We start from the raw sequence: 17,133 nt of genomic DNA, 5'->3' as shown, positions 1-17,133 counted from the left end.
GCGGGCCCTAGGACGACGTCATGAGCCTGACACAGGCGCTCAACACCTCCACCGCCGGCTTGCGCACCGTGCAGGCCGGGCTCGCTCTGATCGCCTCGAATGTGGCGAATGCGGAGACGCCCGGTTATGTGCGCAAGAACCTGGTTCAGACGACGACGTCCGCCGGCGGCGCCGGGGTCAGCGTCCGCGTCTCGGCCATCAATCGCGAGCTCGACATCTATCTGCAGCGGCAATTGCGCACCGAAGCGTCCGGCGGAGCCTATGCCGACCTCCGCGCGCAATTTTTCTCGCGGCTGCAGCAGATGTATGGCGAGCCGGGCGCCGATGCCACGCTGGAAGTGGCCTATAACGACTTCACGACCACGCTGCAGGCGCTGGCCACCTCGCCGGAATCGGCCTCCGCACGTACCGCCGTGATCAGCTCTGCCCAGGTGATGGCGCAGCAGCTCAACGGTATGTCCAACCAGATCCAGGCGTTGCGCAGCGATGCCGAATACGGGATCAGCGACGCGGTGGCGCGCGCCAACAACGCGATGACGCGAATCGCCGACATCAACCGGCAACTGGCGGTCAACACCACACCCGACGCCGCAGCGGCGACCCTGCTCGATCAGCGCGACATGTATATCGACGAGCTGGCGCAGTTGATGGATATCCGGGTGATCCCAACCGATCACAACCAGGTCACGGTCTTTACCAATTCCGGCGTTCAGCTGGTCGCCACCGACGCGGCACGGCTTGCTTTCGATATGCACGGGTCGATTTCGCCGAACGCGCAATGGACCCCGGACGCGGCGACCCGCGGCGTCGGGACGATCACGCTGACCACGCCGACCGGCGGGCAGGTCGATCTGCTCGCCAGTAACGCCATCCGTTCGGGCGAGATCGCTGCCTTCGTCGAGATGCGCGACTATATCCTGCCGGAAGCGCAGGCGCAGCTCGACGCGATCGCGGCCGCCATGGCGTCAAGTCTTTCCGACGTGACCACGCCCGGAAATGCCGTCACCTCCGGCGCGCAGGCGGGGTACGATATCGACACCGCCGACATGCTCGCCGGCAACCGGATCAACCTGACCTGGACCGACACGACGACGGGACAGCAACATCAGGCCACCATCGTGCGGGTGGACGATCCGGCGGCGCTCCCACTGTCCAATGACGTGACCGCAACGGCCGGCGATACCGTGATCGGAATCGATTTTTCCGGCGGGCCGGCTTCAGTCGCCGCGCAGCTCAATGGCTATTTCAACGGCAAGGTCAACTTCTCGAACCCGTCCGGGACCACGATCCGGATTCTCGACGACGGCGCCGCCAACAATTCAACTGTCGATGCCGTCAGCACCACCGTTACCCGTACCGGCTTCGGCAGCGGTGATGCGCAACTGCCGTTCTTCACCGATGCGTCCAATCTTTATACCGGGGCGATAACCTCGACCGGCGCGCAGAGCGTCGGACTAGCCGGACGGCTGACGGTCAACGCGCAGCTTCTCGCCGATCCATCGAAGCTCGTCATGTTCCAGCCGGGCGTGGCGGCGGGCGACGCGACCCGGCCGAACTTCATACTCGACCAGTTGCACGATGCGGCGCTCACGTTTTCGTCGGGGACCGGGATCGGATCGTCCGCGTCTCCGTTCTCCGGGACGCTGTCGTCGTTCCTGCGTCAGGTGATCAGCTATCAGGGTGAAGCCGCAGAAAATGCGTCGAACCTGGCAGCCGGCCAGGCGGTCGTGGTGAATGCGCTGAAGGAGCGCTTCGCTGATGTCTCTTCGGTCAATGTCGACGTCGAAATGGCGAACCTGCTGACCCTGCAAAGTGCCTATGCCGCCAACGCGCGGGTTATGTCCGTGGTCAAGGACATGATGGAACGCCTGATGAGCATCTGAGGCCGCAAATGAGCATCGTCAATGTCGGCACGAGATCTTTGCTGTTGACCCAGTCGCTGGTCGGTCAGCGGGCGCAGCTTGGCGATCTGCAGCGGCAGCTCGCGACCGGAAAGCGTGCCGACGATTACGCCGGTATCGGCATCGATCGCGGCCTGACCGTAGGACTGCGTTCGCATCTCTCGGCAATCGGCTCCTACGGCGATACGATCAAGAGCGTCGGTGTGCGGCTTTCACTCGCGCAGACCGTACTCAGCCGCGTTGGCGATATAGGTCGCGAAATGAAGGCGGCTTCGGCGCAGATGACCTCGGCTGACGGGCGCAGCACGACCCAGGCATCGGCCTCCTCAGCGCTGGGCGAGATGCTTGGCCTGCTGAATACGCGGGTCGGCGATCGCTACCTGTTTTCCGGGCTGGCGAATGACAGGCCTGCGGTGCAGTCGCTGTCGCAGGTTCTCGACGGCGAGGGCGGGCGTGCCGGCCTCAGGCAGATCGTGTCCGAGAGATTGCAGGCGGATCTCGGGGCCAGCGGGCTCGGCCGTCTGGCGGTGTCGTCGCCGTCGCCGACCGCGGTCGCAATCAGTGAAGAGGCGCCGGCGACAGCCTTCGGCTTCAAACTGGCGGCGATCTCGTCGTCGCTGACCGGCGCGACGGCCACGGGGCCGGCGGGCATGCCGCCCCAGGTTTCGCTCGACCTTGGCGCGACAAATCCGGCGGCCGGCGAAAGCGTGCGGTTCACATTCGATCTGCCCGATGGGTCGAGTGCGAGCATCGTGCTGACCGCAACCGCCTCGGCACCCCCGGCCGCTCGCGAATTCTCCATCGGTGCAGACAGCGCGGCCACCGCGGCAAACCTGCAGGCGGTGCTGAGCACCGAGCTCGGCCGTCTGGCCCGGACAGACCTGTCGGCGGCCTCGGCGCTCGCCGCTTCGAACGATTTCTTCAACATCGACGACGCCAATCCACCGCAGCGGGTTGACGGTCCTCCGTTCAACACCGCAACCGGACTCGTCGCGGGAAGCGCGACCGATACCGTGATCTGGTACACGGGCGAGGCCGGCAGCCAGCCGGCGCGGACCACGAGCTCCGGCCGGATCGATCAGTCCATTAGCGTGCAATATGGTCTGCGTGCCAACGAGGAAGGGATCCGCTGGCAAATGCAGAACATCGCCGCGATGGCGGCGATCTCCATGCCCAGCACCGATCCGGATTCGAAGGAGCGAGCCGCCGCACTCGATGCGCGGCTGCGCACAGCGCTCGACGTGCCGTTGGGGACCCAGAGCGTGCAGGCGATCCAAGCGGATCTGGCCGGTGCGCAGGATTCGGTCGAGGCCGCCAGAAAGCGACACCAGCAGACCGACGCCACGCTTGGCAACCTGCTGGAAGAGATCGAAGGCATCAGCAACGAAGAGGTTGCGGCGAAGATACTCGCGATGCAAACGACCTTGCAGGCTTCGATACAGACCACCGCGAAACTATTCCAGATAAGCATCCTGAACTATCTGTAGGCCAGGCGGCGATCGTATCCCTCATTGCCAGTCTGGCAGCACTGCGCCGCGCGGCAGGCCGCCTGTTGAGGGCCGCATCGTTCATCCTTGGGCAGACATGGAAATGGCCGGGACTCAGCCCGGCCATTGATGCATCGCGAATCTGTGGCGGCAGAATCAGGCGTTGCCGCTCAGGCCGGCCGCAAGCTGGCGATTGATGTTGATCAGGCTGCGCAGGCGCTCCGGCTCCGGATTGCCCATCACGTTGAGCGTGTGGTTCATCACGAAGATGCCGATATTAGCGATGTTCTGACGAACCTCGGCCGGCAGCGGATTGTCGGTATTGGCAGCCGACGTCAGGAAGATGGTCCAGAGCTTGCGGTTGAACAACAGCGCATGATCAAGTCCGGCGCGCTGGCTCTCCCAGTGATCGTGGACGTTCTGGAGCCGCGATGCGGCGCGCAGCAGCAACTGCGCTTCGAGTTCACGCGGACTTGCGGTCTGCTGTGCCACTGCTCCGTAGGCTTTGGCCGCGCTTTGCATGCGATAGAAGCTCCTGCTCGTATTCGATCATTTTCTTCGCTGATTTCAACGCTTTATACAGTTCGCCCGTTAAGATTTGATTGTTGATGTCGGCGATGTAGGGCCAGGCGCTGGGCGCGGCCTTGACGATGTCCTGCATCAACGCAAAGTAGACTTCATGCTGCTGCGCGGGATCGCCGCCGATATACATGAGCTGCACCGCAAGATAGATGCGCTTGGCCGGCGTGTCGGCGCGCTCCGCGGTCATGATATCGCGCTCGCGAAGGATCGGTGCAGTGCCGTCGATCAGGAAGCGCGCACGCTGGTCGCCGTTGGTGATCACGCTCTCGCCGATCAGGATGCGTTCGCCGGGCTTCAGTTCGACCTTGAGCGCCATCACGGCCTCCATCGGGTTTGGACTTTATCGTTGGACCTTTATGGTTAATGCTGCGTAAACAAAAACGGCGGGGCTCTCGCCCCGCCGCATCAATTCTTCGCGTGTCTGTCGGATTAGCCGAACAGTCGCAGCACCGCCTGGTCGGCCTGCGCCGAGAGCGACAGCGCGGTGGTGGAGAGCTGCTGGCGGGTCTGCAGCGCCAGCATGTTGGCGCCTTCCTCGTTGGTATCGGCGAGCACCAGGTTGTCGGCGCCGGTTTCCAGCGTGTTGATCAGCTGCTTGGTGAATTCCTGACGGGTCTGCACCGTGCCGAGCTTGGAGCCGAAATTGGTCGCCTGCGAACGCAGCGTCCGCAGCGCGCCGTCGACCTGTCCGAGAACCGTATCGATCGAGCCGTTGGTCTGGAATTCGCCGCCGGCCAGCGCCGTCATTCCGAGACCGGTCGTGGTGAAGGTGACGCCCGTGATGTTCAGGAAGCTCGAGCCGTCCTCGTTGAAGATGACCTTGAGGTCGTCGCCATAGAGCAGATTGACGCCGTTGTAGGACGCGTCGCGCGCCAGGGCATCGATCTGGCTGAGGATTTCGTTGAACTGGCCTTCCAGATTGGCGCGGACCGTGTTGGCCGTCACCACCGTGCCGGTCGGCGTGTTGGCGCCGATATTGGCTGCGGCAAAGAACGACGCCGCGTTGGTGCCGCCGATCGTGATATCTTCGGAGCTGGTCGAGGTGATCGCGATCTGGTCGGTGCCGTTGATCGTCGCGGTGACGCCGGTGAGGCTGCCGAGAGCGGCCAGCAGGTCTGCCCGGGTCTCGACGTTGCCGGCGCCGAACTGGATCGTTTGGGCCGTGGCGGATCCGACCTGAACGGTCAGCGTGCCCGAGAGCGCGCCGATCGTCGCGTTGGTCAGGCTCGATGTGGTGGTGGTGCCGAACACCGAGTCCGAACCGTTGCCGGAGATGGTCAGCGTATCGGCGGGGTTGTTGGCCGTCACTTCCAGATTGCCGCTGCCGTTGATGGCAACGGTCCAGGTGGCGGCGCCACCGTTCAGCGACGCGATGACGTCGTCGACGTCTTCGGTCGCGGCGGTGGTGACGGTGTGGGTGACGGTGTTGGTGCCATCCGAGATCGTGATCGTTTCGCCATCGGCGATACCGAGCGAAGCCAGCGTGCTGGCGCCGGTGATGCTGCCGACCGAACCGGTTGCCACGGCCGCGTCGTCGGCGATTGCGGCGTTGCCGTTGATCGCGAGCGCATAGGTCGCCGCCGGCGCAGTCGTCTGCTGGGCCTGCTTGGCGATCGATTTGGCCGATTCGACCAGCTTGGTGATCGCCGTGATGCCGTGGTTGGCCGCCTCGATGGTCTTCTGGGACTGGCCGATGGCGTCCAGGAGCGAGTTGAGGTCGCTGGCGCGATGGTTCAGCGCCTGCGAGGTGAAGAAATTGAAGGGGCTGTCGAGTGCCGAATTGACCTTCTTGCCGGTCGCAAGCCGGTTCTGGGTCATGCTCATCAATTCGGCCGTGCCCTGCAAGGACAGGAGGTTTTGCCGCACGCCGGCTGAAAGTACGACATCACTCATTTTCGGCGTCCTTCTTCACAATGGAAATTTGTCCGCGCTCAATGCGGTTCCAGTCATAATGATCAGGTAACCCTAATGTCGGGTAAAAAATTGGTTAATGATCAGTAAACGCTTTGCGCCGGACAAAAAAAGAAACGGCGGGGACTGGCCCCGCCGTTTCCGCCGATCTGAAGTTGAAGCGAACGCTTAGAACAGACGCAGCACCGCCTGGTCGGCCTGCGCGGAAAGCGACAGCGCCGTGGTGGAGAGCTGCTGGCGGGTCTGCAACGCAAGCAGGTTGGCGCCTTCCTCGTTGGTGTCGGCCAGCACGAGACTGTCGGCACCAGTGGTCAGGGTGTTGATCATGTTCTTGGTGAAGTCCTGACGGGTCTGCACCGTGCTCAGGTTCGAACCGAACTTCGAAGCCTGGGAACGCAGGCTCGTCAGCGCGGCGTCGAGACCCGTGATGACCGCGTCGATCGATGAGTTGCTCTGGAACTCAGACGCCGACAACGAGCTCAGGCCAAGACCGGCGGAGTCGAAGGTGACGCCGGAAATGGTCAGCGACGACGTGCTGTCTTCGTTGAACACGACCTTCAGGTCATCTCCGTTCAGCAGGTTGATGCCGTTATAGGAGGCATCGCCGGCCAGCGAATCGATCTGCGTGAGCAGGTCGTTGTACTGGGTCTGCAGGTTCGCACGGGTCGTGCTCGGCGTTCCGACCGTGGCAGTCGGAGCGTTGGCGCCGATATTGCCCGCAGCGAAGAACGACGAAGCATCGGTGCCGCCGATCGTGACCGAGTCAGAGCTCGTCGAGGTGATCGAGATCTGATCCGAACCGTTGATGGTCGCGGTGACCCCGGTCAGTCCGCTGAGCGCGGTTACCAATTCGGCGCGGGTGTTGACCTGAGCACCACCAGAACCGAAGGTGATCGTCTGAGCCGCAGCCGAACCGGACTGCACGGTCAGCGTGCCGGTGAGCGCGCCGAGCGTAGCGTTGGTCAGGCTGGACGTGGTGGTCGTGCCGAACACCGAGTCCGCACCGTTGCCCGAGATGGTCAGGGTGTCGGAGGCGTTATCGGCGGTCACTTCCAGGTTGCCGCTGCCGTTGACGGCCACGGTCCAGGTCGCGGCGCCGCCGTTCAGCGAGGTGATGACGTCGTCGACGTCTTCGGTCGCGGCGGTGGTGACCGTGTGGGTGACGGTGTTGGTGCCATCCGAGATCGTGATCGTCTCGCCATCGGCGATACCGAGCGAAGCCAGCGTGCTCGCGCCGGTGATGGAGCCGACCGTACCGGTTGCAACAGCCGCATCGTCAGCGATCGCCGCGTTGCCGGTGAGGGCGAGCGCGTAGGTGGTGGCCGGGGCCGCCGCCTGCTGGGCCTGCTTGGCAATCGACTTCGCGGATTCGACAAGCTTGGTCAGCGAGGTGATGCCCTGATCGGCAGCTTTCAGCGTCTGCTGCGCCTGGCCGATCGAATCCAGCAGCGAATTCAGGTCGCTGGCGCGATTGTTCAGCGACTGCGACGTGAAGAAGTTGCTGGGATTGTCGAGGGCCGAGTTGACCTTCTTGCCGGTGGCGAGGCGGTTCTGGGTCAGGCTCATCAGGTCTGCGGTCGACTGCAGCGAGAGCAGGTTTTGACGGACAGACGAAGACAGAGTGATATTGGAAGCCATAGTGTCTCAACCTTTCTGGTCGTGGTGCTATCTGCGATCCATCCGGATCGCTCGCGGTGATGACATGGCTCCCATCAAAGCCGCGTAAAAAAGCATGGTTAACGAGTTGATACGCGATGAATGCAAGCGCATGTTCTGTAAAGCGTTGCTTTATGTTTTGGTAACGTGTTGCCGCGGCAATTCGTTAACACTTGCTGGCCGGCTTGCTGCGGCGCAATGGTCCGCCGATGAGCGTCAGACCTGAAAGTCCGCATGCTGGGTGTCGTCGTCCTGCGGCTCCGCCTGTTGCAATGCGTTTTGGCCATAGGCTTTCTGCCGCAGCAGGATCTCGTCCTTGCGTGCGCGGCGGCGCCGTTCGCGCTCCTCGCGCTCGCGTTCGAGCACTGCGTGGCATTGCGGATCGAGACCAGGATCGCGGGTCAGCGTGTCTGGCGCATGTTGCGGCACGGATGCCTGCTGCGAGGCATTGACGCTTTGCGACGGCGATAGCTCGGTGCGCACCACGTTACTTCGGCCGACAACGGTTCGCGAGACGCTGTCGCGCGGCCTCACCGTGTGGCTTGTGTCCAAGGTCACCTCCCGGCGCATGTCGCGCACGAACCAGAGCGGGATGACGGGACGCTAGTACCGGGACTTTAACTTGCTGTTAGGAGATTGGATAAACCTGCATTGATTCGCGTTACGCGACGTGAGCCATCATAGGACGCGGCTGACAGCGAGCGGCTGCCCGGCGCTTGCACCCGGTGCATTGGTCCGGCCAGTCGCGCCATAGGTCGAGGGCGCGCTCTTGCGTGCGAGCTGGTCCGAGACACCGCGCATGATGCCTTCCGACACCGCATGCGCGGTGGCGAGGACGGTCAGATTGATCTGCAGCAGGGCCCGAAATTCCTCATGTCTGCGCCGCAGCTCGGCGAGCGACGGCTCGTGTTGCGGCCCCAATGCCGACAGCGTCGCCTTGAGATGGCTGGTCCCGGCATAATAGCGGTTCGCCAGATCCGCTTTTTCGGCCTGGAGCTGCGTCGCCTGGGCGAGCTTGCCGGCCCGCACCAGTTCGGTTTCCTGTGCAACGATGCGCAGGATGTCGTCCATCGTCGCTGTCAGGTCCGACATGACGATGCCAGGTTGCGGATGCGCTGTCATGGTCGTGCCTCTGCCGCTGCGCCGCCGGCGCTACGGTCCTCCTGCTGCGCCATCAATGTGCGATAGACCTCCGGTGCGATCCCGACGCCGCCCTGTTTGGCGAACGTCTTCGCGTATTCGTCGGTCAGGAATGAGCGCCAGACGCCGAGCGTCTTGCTGCCGCCCATCGGGCCTTCGCCATCCATGGCCGTGAACATCTGGCTGAACATCGTGTTGAGATAAACCGCCTCGAAGTCTTCCGACGCCTGGCGGGCCTTGGCGTTTTTGACAGCAGGCGACTTGGCGTCACCGAGCTGCTGCTGCGCGGCGAGAAGGGCCGCGACCGACTTCACGCTCGATGCCGTATTCAGGTCAAAAGCAGTGCTCATCACATCACCTCGATATCGGCCTGGATCGCACCGGCGGCCTTGATCGCCTGCAGGATGGCGATCAGGTCGCGCGGGCTCAGGCCCAGTGCATTCAATCCGTCCACGAGTTGCTGCAGCGAGACGCCGGCGCGCACGATCGCAAGCTTGCGGCCGTCTTCCTGCACGCCGACCTGAGTCCGCGGCACCACCACCGTCTGCCCCTCCGAGAACGGCGCCGGCTGGCTGACTTGCGGCGCTTCCGAAATCGTCACGGTGAGATTGCCCTGAGCGACCGCGACGGTGGACACCCGGACGTCGCGTCCCATGACGATCACGCCGGACCGCTCGTCGATCACGATCTTGGCGGTGAGATCCGGTTCGATCTGCAATTGCTCGATTTCGGTCAGCAGCGCGACCATGTTGCTGTCGCTCTTGCCCGGCAGGGTGAGCTGCACGGTCGACTGATCGAGCGGCTCGGCGGTCGCCGAGCCCATGAAGTCGTTGATCGCGGCGGCGATCCGCTTCGCAGTCGTGAAATCCGGATTGCGCAGCGCCAGCCGCACCTTGTTGAGCCGGTTGAGCTGGAAGTCGATCTCGCGCTCGATGATGGCGCCGTTGGAAATGCGGCCGACCGTCGGCACGCCGCGGGTGATCTTGGCGGCTTCACCCTCGGCCTGGAAACCGGCGATCGCGACCGAGCCTTGCGCCACCGCGTAGACATTGCCGTCGGCGCCGAGCAGGGGGGTCACCAGCACGGTGCCGCCCTGCAGGCTTTTGGCATCGCCCAGGGCGGAGACGGTCACGTCGATGCGGGTGCCCTGGGTGCCGAAGGGCGGCAGATTTGCCGTCACCATCACCGCGGCGACATTGCCGGTGCGCAATTGCTGGCCGCGGATGTTGACGCCGAGCCGTTCCAGCATCGCCTGCAGCGACTGGCGGGTGAACGGAATATTGTTGAGGGTGTCGCCGGTGCCGTTCAGGCCGACAACCAGTCCGTAACCGATCAGCTGGTTCTGGCGGACGCCCTCGACATTGGCGAGATCCTTGATGCGGGACGTGGCTTCGGCCGGACCCGCAACAGCGATCAGCACCAGGGCCGTAAACGCGGCGCGCGCAATTTCAAATGTCCTCGACATCATGCTCCCCACGAGGGCCGGACCTCGCGGAGTACAATGCGAGCGGCGTGCCAGACCGTCCGCTGGCATCAACGCATTGATACGTAATGGTTTTTCGAAATCCGCCCGGCAGTCCGACCGGCTTGGAGGCGGCACGGCCTGCCGCCGCCCGGCAGCTTTTGCCGCACGATTTACGCTTGGTTAACCATGACGGTCCAAGCTCACGGCATGCGAGTTTCAGCCAGTTCGACCCATTCGACGATGCGGGATGCCCCGCTGGCCCGTCGCGCCGGCGGCGGGGGGTTTTCGCTCGGCGACGGCGCAAGCGGTGCAACCCGGTCGGGGGCCGGACATCTGCAGGCGATCTCCGGGCTCGACGTTCTGGTCGCGCTGCAGGGGGTCGAAGACAAGACCGAGCGCCGCAAGCGGGCCGTGCGGCGGGGGCAAACCGCCCTGGATGCGCTGGATGCCCTGAAGGTTGGCGTTCTGACCGGTTCGCTTGACCAGCCGGCGCTCAACCGGCTCAAGGCGGCGGCAGCCGACCTGACCTCGGACACCGGCGAGCCGGGTTTGGATCGGGTTATGGCCGAGATCGATCTGAGGGTTCAGGTCGAGATTGCCAAGTTATCCCGCCGCTGACCGCTTGCGGGCCGGTCGTGCTCTAAAGTTGTGCGATTCCAAGTACATATTATGACATACTCTGCGGCATCGCAGAATAAATCGCAGTTGTAGGGCCCAGCGTGCCTCGCTATAAGCTCGCCCGCGTGAAGGGGTGACTCGCGCACGCGGGAGTAGAACGGAATGTCGGCTAAGCTGAAGGACTACCGGCCTACGGAAAAAGAGCCGTTCATGAACGAGAAGCAGCGCGATTATTTCCGCGCAAAGCTTCTGGCCTGGAAAGAGGATATCCTCAAAGAGGCGCGCGAGACCCTGCAGCATCTGCAGGATGAGAACCAGAACCATCCGGATCTCGCCGACCGCGCGTCCTCCGAAACAGATCGTGCAATCGAATTGCGCGCCCGCGATCGTCAGCGCAAGCTGATCGCAAAGATCGATGCCGCACTCGCGCGGATCGACGAAGGAACCTACGGCTATTGCGAGGAAACCGGCGAGCCGATCTCGCTGCGCCGCCTCGAGGCCCGTCCGATCGCGACCTTGTCGATCGAGGCGCAGGAGCGCCATGAGCGGCGCGAGCGCGTCTATCGCGACGATTGAGGGCTTTCCTGCGCGCCGCTCAGAACGGTCCGTTTCTCATCGGGCGCGGCGCTTGATTGACAATTCAGGTTCGCTCCCGCAGGTGCTGGACTGCGCAACGCAGGGCAGAGCATGGCCGCGGCTGAGACGAGCACCGAACTGATCCAGGTTGTTGCGCTGCTCGGCGCCGGTGTGATCGCCGCCCCGGTCTTCATGCGACTCGGCCTCGGTTCGGTCCTCGGCTATCTCGCCGCGGGCCTGGTGATCGGGCCATTCGGACTCCAACTCTTCACGCATCCCCAGGCCATCCTGCATGTGGCCGAACTGGGCGTGGTGATGTTCCTGTTCCTGATCGGACTGGAGATGCAGCCATCGCGGTTATGGGGATTGCGCCGCGAAATCTTCGGGCTCGGTCTCGCTCAGGTCGCGTTTTGCGGACTGTTGCTGACCGGCGTCGGAATGGTGTTCGGGCTTGCGCCGAAGGTCGCCTTCTTCGCTGCCATGGGTTTCGTCCTGACCTCCACCGCCGTTGTCGCTCAGGTCCTCAACGAGCGCGGCGACACCGGCAGTCCGGAAGGCCAGCGCATGATCTCGATCCTGCTGCTGGAGGATCTCGCCATCGTGCCGCTGCTGGCGCTGGTTGCCCTTCTTGCGCCGGGCGGCGAGGGCAGCGGGGAGCCGGCATGGCTCTCGATCGTCATCGCGATTGCGGCGGTGATCGTCCTGCTTGCGGCTGGACGCTGGCTGCTCAATCCGGTCTTCGCGCTGCTCGCAGCCGCGCGCGCGCGAGAAGTGATGACCGCCGCCGCCTTGCTGGTCGTGCTCGGCTCCGCGCTGCTGATGCAGGTCGCCGGCCTGTCGATGGCGATGGGTGCTTTCGTGGCCGGCGTGATGCTGTCGGAATCGTCGTTTCGTCACCAGCTCGAAGCCGATATCGAGCCGTTTCGCGGCATCCTGCTGGGCCTGTTTTTCATCGGCGTCGGCATGTCGCTCGATCTCTCGGTGCTGATGACTGACTGGCGCTTCATGATCGCCGGCGTCATCATCTACATGGTCGTGAAGTCGATCGGCATCTATGTCGTGGCGCGGCTGTTCAAGGCGCCGAACCACGAGGCGATCTACCGCGCGGCGCTGTTCTCGCAGGGCGGCGAATTCGCGTTCGTGCTGTATTCGGCCGCCGCAGCCGCGGGCATCTTCACCGGCCGCGTCAACGCGCTCATGACCACGGTGGTGATCATTTCGATGGCGCTGACGCCCATCGCCGTCATCGCGCTTCGCTGGCTGACGCCAAAACGCGCGCAATCGCTCGATGGCGTCGAAGAACCGCGCGATCTCGCGGCCAGTGTGTTGATCATCGGTTTCGGCCGCTTCGGGCAGGTCGCCAGTCAGTCATTGCTCGCGCGCGGCTATGACGTGACGATCATCGACAACGACACCGAGATGATCCGCAGCGCCGCCGATTTCGGCTTCAAGGTCTATTACGGCGACGGTGCGAGGCTCGACCTGCTGGAATCGTCGGGGGCCCGCAAGGCAAAGCTGATTGCGGTCTGCGTCGACAGCCGCCATTCCGCGACACGTATCGCGGAAATCGTCATGGACGATTTTCCTCAAGCGAAGCTGATGGTGCGTTCATTTGATCGCGAGCACGCGCTCGAACTCGTGCATCATGGCGTCGAGACGCAGGTTCGCGAAACCTTCGAATCGGCGATGAAGTTCGGCGAGATGGCGCTGCGCGAACTCGGCGTTCCGGACGCCGAGGCTGCGGAGATCGCAGACGAACTGCGCCGGCGCGATGCCGAACGTTTTGCCCTGGAGGTCGCTGGCGGTTTCGGCTCCGGCCGCGATCTGATGCATGGCAACGTGCCGAAGCCGACGCCGTTCACCAAGCCGAAACAGGCGGGCCGCGTTCTGGGCGAGCAGCCGCCGCTCGATCAGGTCTAGTCGAGGGGCGACCCGCGGCGCATCAGGTACCACGCGAGCGCTGCCGGAATCCCGAAGATCGGGATGAAGGCGCCGATCTCGTTGAGCACCGGAATTCCGACCCGGACATGACCATAGAGTCCGTTCAGAATGGAAACCACCAGCCAGATCCAGATGAAATACCAGCTGCCGTCAAAGATGAGCCCTGCGAAGCGCGGTCCGTAATGCATGACGGCAAGCAATGCGACGCCGATGGCGACGAACATCAGGATATGCATGGCAAGATTATTCCTCCGGCCGGCGCAACCATAACAAGCGTGGCAGACAAAGCGAGCGCGGCCTCCGGCGGGGAGTGTGCCGGAGGCCGCGTCATATCGCCTTCCCGACGTATAGCCAGGTCGGCGTGGGAGCTCATGTCATCTCGGCGGGCCGCCGAAGCGCGTGGTGCCGACCGCTAGAACGGCAGCAGGATATCCATGACCTGCTGTCCGTAACGGGGCTGCTGCATGTCGGTGAGCTGGCCGCGTCCGCCGTAGGCGATGCGGGCCTGCGCGATCTTGGTCGATTCGATGGTGTTGTCGCTCTCGATGTCTTCCGGTCGCACGACGCCGGCGACGACCAGCTCGCGCACTTCGAAATTGACGCGCACTTCCTGACGGCCTTCGATCACGAGGTTGCCGTTCGGGAGCACCTGCGTGACCACGCCGGCAATATTTGTATTGATTTCGTCCTTGCGATCGGTGTTGCCCTTGCCGTCCATCGTGGTGAGGGATTCAGTGGCGATCAGCGTGCTCGGAACCTGCGCCTTGATCAGCCCGGGCAGCGCGGTCTTGCCAAGGAAATCCCTCACGGCTGCTTCGTCGCCCGCCGTGCGCCGGCGCTGCGTCTCGTTCTCGACCTTGGCTTTGTCGTCGATCTTGACCTTCACGGTCAGGATGTCGCCGACCTGGTGGGCGCGCTGATCCTTGAAAAAGGCGCGCGAGCCGTTTCGCCACAGCGAGTTCGGGTTGAACGAGGCCGGTTGCGGCATTGGCATCGGCATCTGCACCGGCTTGTAGCCTGGCGCGGTGGTGGGGTTGTCGATCGGGGAGAGCGGGGGTGCTTCGCCGATCGTTTTCAGGCGATCGATCGAAGAACAGCCGCCAAGCAATGCTGCAACCATGACAACGCGGAGGTTTCGCAGCGGCGAACGAAAAACGGGCATGACTTTACTCTGCCTTGATGGTGGCGTTACGCGAGGTGGCGTCCGAATTGGTGTTGTGGTTCTGCATCGCGCTCACGATGCGCGGTGTCAGCGACGTCACCGTGATCTGAGCCGGCCCGGTCACGACGCCCTGGATCACGCGCTTGGACTGGATGTTCAGGACGTTGACGGTATCGCCGAGCGCGCCGACGTCCTCGGCTTTCCCGCGCGCGGTCAGCACGATGCCCGGCACCTCGTAGACGATCAGCACCGGCTCGTTGCGCTTGACCAGCTGAGGACGTGAGAGATCGGTGCTGCGGATCACCTGACCGGCACGCACGTTCTGCTGCAACGCCATTCCGATCGCGGCCTCCAGTGCACGGACGCTGTCAGCCTGCACTTCGGATTTCGGCCGCCGTTCGATGGCGACGTCGGTATCCCGCAGCACCTCTCCGCGCGCAATCGGGCGGGCGAGCACCACGGCCTCGAGGGTCTCCTGGGCGGTGCCGGTGACACGGATCTGCGACGCGCCGGCCCGCAGCGTCATGTCGAACCGGCCGCCGCGCGGTTCGAATGTCACTCGTGCCGGGACCAGCGGCCCCGATTGCGTCGGATCCAGATGCAGCGTCGGCGCCGGTACGTCGAGCTCGACGGCGATGTTCGCGACCTCGGAGAGGCGCAGCCGTTCCGCGGCAATTTCGGCGACCCGGTGCTTGATCTCGTTCGCACCGACCATGCGACTGGCGCGGGTCACCGACACTTCCGACAGGCCGTCGGGATCGACGGCGACATTGTGGGGCCGCAGCGCCTCGATCACATGTGCGATCCGGACACTGCCGGTCTGACCGAGGTCAGGGGCGCGAAACACCGCGATGTCGGCCTTGGCCGAAGCGACATCGGCAACCAGATCGCCGATGCGGACGAGTTCGCCGGAGACGAGGACGGTCGGCCGCAGCGTCTGCGCGGTGGCGGACGTAGTGGCGAGCACGATAGCGGCCAGCGTTGCAAGTCGCGTCAGCATCGGTCCTGCTCCTTATCGCATCATGCCGGAGGTGGATTGCAGCATCTGGTCGGCGGCGGACACGACCTTGGCGTTCATTTCGTAGGCGCGTTGCGCGGCAATCAGGTCGGAGATTTCGCTGACGGCCTCGACGTTGGCCTGCTCGAGCGAGCTCTGCAGCAGGCTGCCGAAACCGAGCGTGCTCGGGGTTCCGAGTTGCGGCGTGCCGGATGACGGCGTTTCCAGAAACAGGTTGTCGCCGATGCCCTGCAGGCCTGACTTGTTGACGAACACCGCGACCTGAATCTGCCCGGCTTGCGTCGGCGTGGTCGATCCGGGCGGCGTGACCATGACCTGGCCCTGCGCGTTGATCGTCAGTCCGGATGAATTGACCGGGATCGTGATCGCCGGCTGCACCAGATTGCCCTGGGCGGTGACCAGACGGCCGGTGGCGTCGATCGCGAACGAGCCATCGCGCGTATAGGCGGTGCGGCCGTCGGCCATCGTGATAGGGAAGAAGCCTTCGCCGCGGATGGCGACGTCGGTTTCCTTGCCGGTGGTCAGGATCGCGCCCTGTGTCATCAGGCGCGGCGTGCCCACCGTCTTGACGCCGGAGCCGAGTTCGACGCCGGACGGCAGGATATTGCCCTGTTCCGATGTCTGCGTGCCGACCCGCCGCACCTGCTCGTAGAGCAGATCCTGAAACTCTGCGCGTTGCCGCTTGTAGCCGGTCGTGCGCATGTTCGCGATGTTGTTGGAGATGACCTGGACGTTGAGTTCCTGGGCCATCATTCCGGTCGCAGCGGTGTGAAGCGCTCGCATCAGAGGTCCTCGTTGTTACGCCGGTACTTCGGCCAGGCGCTCGATTGCCGAACGCCGGGTATCGCCGTGCTTCTGCAGGAGGTCGGCAACCTGGGTGTATTGGCGGCTGACCTCGATCATCCGGGTCATTTCGACGATCGCCTTGACGTTGGATTGCTCGAGCGCGGACTGGATGACATTGGGGAATTGGGCAGGGGTCGGCTGCATATCCGCGGGTGCGGAAAAGTTGGAAGAGCCGTCTTTATTCAAACGATGCGTGCTCGCGAATTCGACAAGCCGCAGTTTGCCGCGCACGCCCTCCGGCACGGCAATGGTGCCGTCCCGGCTGATCGTGATGTCCTTGTCGTTGACCTGGAACTGGATCGCGCCGGATTCGCCCAGCACCTTGTGTCCTTCGGAGGTGATCAGTTCGCCAGCCGCGTTGATCTGAAACGACCCGTTGCGGGTGTAGCGTTCGCCGTTCGGTGTCTGCACGACCATGAAGGCCTTGCCATCGATCGCGACATCGAGCGGATTGCCGGTCTGGCGCATCGGACCCTGGCTCAGGTCATGCCAGGTCGAGCGGTCGTGTACATACGACATCTTTCGATCGGCATGCGCGAAGTCATTGTGGCGCGCGGCCGGCATCGTGATTTCTTCGAACACCGCCATGCCGCCCTTGAAGCCGGTGGTGTTGATGTTGGCGATGTTGTTCGACACCACATCGAGTTCGCGCCGCAGCGACATCTGCCGCGACAACCCGATCAGAAGAGCATTCCCCATCAGAGTTCTCCCCAAGCCCGCCGCGGCGATCACCCTCCCGAGGCGGTCATCCGCAGTTTCCGCCGGCTCTCCCAAGCCCGCGGACAGCGAATACTCTGCAGCGGCCGTGCCAAGTCGGATTGTTTCGAAGA

General features: G+C 63.8%; 18 protein-coding genes. 5 read left to right on the top strand and 13 right to left on the bottom strand.

The features are described from left to right. Positions 1-20: 20 nt before the first annotated feature. A complete protein-coding gene (flgK, locus tag AC5I5I_RS05690) occupies positions 21-1,883 on the top strand; it encodes a flagellar hook-associated protein FlgK (RefSeq protein ID WP_495970762.1) in 1,863 nt (620 codons plus the stop codon). 8 nt (positions 1,884-1,891) lie between these two features. Next, the gene (locus tag AC5I5I_RS05685) at positions 1,892-3,388 is read left to right on the top strand and encodes a flagellin N-terminal helical domain-containing protein (protein WP_495970760.1); all 1,497 of its coding nucleotides are present in this window, start codon (positions 1,892-1,894) and stop codon (positions 3,386-3,388) included. Positions 3,389-3,544: 156 nt separating this feature from the next. On the opposite strand, the gene flaF is transcribed toward AC5I5I_RS05685, so the two are convergent. The 8 genes from flaF to AC5I5I_RS05645 all read right to left on the bottom strand — a co-directional run bounded on the left by flaF (position 3,545) and on the right by AC5I5I_RS05645 (position 10,145). Further along, positions 3,545-3,910 (bottom strand): flagellar biosynthesis regulator FlaF, encoded by a 366-nt coding sequence (flaF, locus tag AC5I5I_RS05680; protein ID WP_495970758.1) that lies wholly within the window; start codon positions 3,908-3,910, stop codon positions 3,545-3,547. After that, entirely contained in the window at positions 3,852-4,286 is a 435-nt protein-coding gene (gene flbT / locus AC5I5I_RS05675; RefSeq protein WP_495970756.1) for a flagellar biosynthesis repressor FlbT, read from the bottom strand. Before flbT ends, flaF begins: the two co-directional genes overlap by 59 nt. A 113-nt stretch (positions 4,287-4,399) precedes the next feature. Continuing rightward, positions 4,400-5,863 (bottom strand): flagellin N-terminal helical domain-containing protein, encoded by a 1,464-nt coding sequence (locus AC5I5I_RS05670; RefSeq protein ID WP_495970754.1) that lies wholly within the window; start codon positions 5,861-5,863, stop codon positions 4,400-4,402. Between the two features lie 186 nt (positions 5,864-6,049). Next, entirely contained in the window at positions 6,050-7,519 is a 1,470-nt protein-coding gene (locus tag AC5I5I_RS05665) for a flagellin N-terminal helical domain-containing protein (RefSeq protein WP_495970752.1), read from the bottom strand. A 234-nt stretch (positions 7,520-7,753) separates the two neighbouring features. Then, a complete protein-coding gene (locus AC5I5I_RS05660; protein WP_495970750.1) occupies positions 7,754-8,089 on the bottom strand; it encodes a hypothetical protein in 336 nt (111 codons plus the stop codon). A gap of 126 nt (positions 8,090-8,215) precedes the next feature. Beyond that, positions 8,216-8,659, bottom strand: a complete 444-nt coding sequence (locus tag AC5I5I_RS05655) for a hypothetical protein (RefSeq protein WP_495970748.1) — start codon at positions 8,657-8,659, stop codon at positions 8,216-8,218. Further along, complete coding sequence (gene flgJ / locus AC5I5I_RS05650) at positions 8,656-9,027, bottom strand: flagellar assembly peptidoglycan hydrolase FlgJ (RefSeq protein ID WP_495970746.1); 372 nt, start codon at positions 9,025-9,027, stop codon at positions 8,656-8,658. The genes AC5I5I_RS05655 and flgJ overlap by 4 nt, the downstream gene beginning before the upstream one ends. Then, complete coding sequence (locus AC5I5I_RS05645; RefSeq protein ID WP_495970744.1) at positions 9,027-10,145, bottom strand: flagellar basal body P-ring protein FlgI; 1,119 nt, start codon at positions 10,143-10,145, stop codon at positions 9,027-9,029. The genes flgJ and AC5I5I_RS05645 overlap by 1 nt, the downstream gene beginning before the upstream one ends. A 183-nt stretch (positions 10,146-10,328) precedes the next feature. On the opposite strand from AC5I5I_RS05645, the gene AC5I5I_RS05640 reads away from it, so the two are divergent. The 3 genes from AC5I5I_RS05640 to AC5I5I_RS05630 all read left to right on the top strand — a co-directional run bounded on the left by AC5I5I_RS05640 (position 10,329) and on the right by AC5I5I_RS05630 (position 13,256). Beyond that, positions 10,329-10,760, top strand: coding sequence for a flagellar assembly protein FliX (locus tag AC5I5I_RS05640; protein WP_495970742.1), 432 nt, complete (start codon positions 10,329-10,331; stop codon positions 10,758-10,760). Positions 10,761-10,922: 162 nt separating this feature from the next. Beyond that, on the top strand, positions 10,923-11,336 hold the full coding sequence (gene dksA / locus AC5I5I_RS05635) for an RNA polymerase-binding protein DksA (RefSeq protein WP_495970740.1): 414 nt from the start codon (positions 10,923-10,925) through the stop codon (positions 11,334-11,336). 111 nt (positions 11,337-11,447) lie between these two features. Further along, positions 11,448-13,256, top strand: a complete 1,809-nt coding sequence (locus AC5I5I_RS05630; RefSeq protein ID WP_495970738.1) for a monovalent cation:proton antiporter-2 (CPA2) family protein — start codon at positions 11,448-11,450, stop codon at positions 13,254-13,256. Here the strand turns inward: AC5I5I_RS05630 and AC5I5I_RS05625 are convergent. The 5 genes from AC5I5I_RS05625 to flgF form a co-directional block, all read right to left on the bottom strand. Next, a complete protein-coding gene (locus AC5I5I_RS05625; protein WP_495970736.1) occupies positions 13,253-13,513 on the bottom strand; it encodes a hypothetical protein in 261 nt (86 codons plus the stop codon). The two genes, AC5I5I_RS05630 and AC5I5I_RS05625, sit on opposite strands and share 4 nt — an antisense overlap. A gap of 176 nt (positions 13,514-13,689) precedes the next feature. Continuing rightward, the gene (gene flgH, locus AC5I5I_RS05620) at positions 13,690-14,439 is read right to left on the bottom strand and encodes a flagellar basal body L-ring protein FlgH (protein ID WP_495970734.1); all 750 of its coding nucleotides are present in this window, start codon (positions 14,437-14,439) and stop codon (positions 13,690-13,692) included. 4 nt (positions 14,440-14,443) lie between these two features. Next, on the bottom strand, positions 14,444-15,439 hold the full coding sequence (gene flgA, locus AC5I5I_RS05615; RefSeq protein ID WP_495970732.1) for a flagellar basal body P-ring formation chaperone FlgA: 996 nt from the start codon (positions 15,437-15,439) through the stop codon (positions 14,444-14,446). Positions 15,440-15,451: 12 nt separating this feature from the next. Next, positions 15,452-16,240, bottom strand: a complete 789-nt coding sequence (gene flgG, locus AC5I5I_RS05610) for a flagellar basal-body rod protein FlgG (RefSeq protein ID WP_495758567.1) — start codon at positions 16,238-16,240, stop codon at positions 15,452-15,454. Positions 16,241-16,255: 15 nt separating this feature from the next. Continuing rightward, entirely contained in the window at positions 16,256-17,002 is a 747-nt protein-coding gene (gene flgF / locus AC5I5I_RS05605) for a flagellar basal-body rod protein FlgF (RefSeq protein WP_495758566.1), read from the bottom strand. Positions 17,003-17,133: the final 131 nt, after the last annotated feature.

This window comes from Pseudorhodoplanes sp., assembly GCF_059499825.1.
Note: the sequence above shows the minus strand (reverse complement) of the source record. Positions and strands in the feature narration are given on the sequence as shown.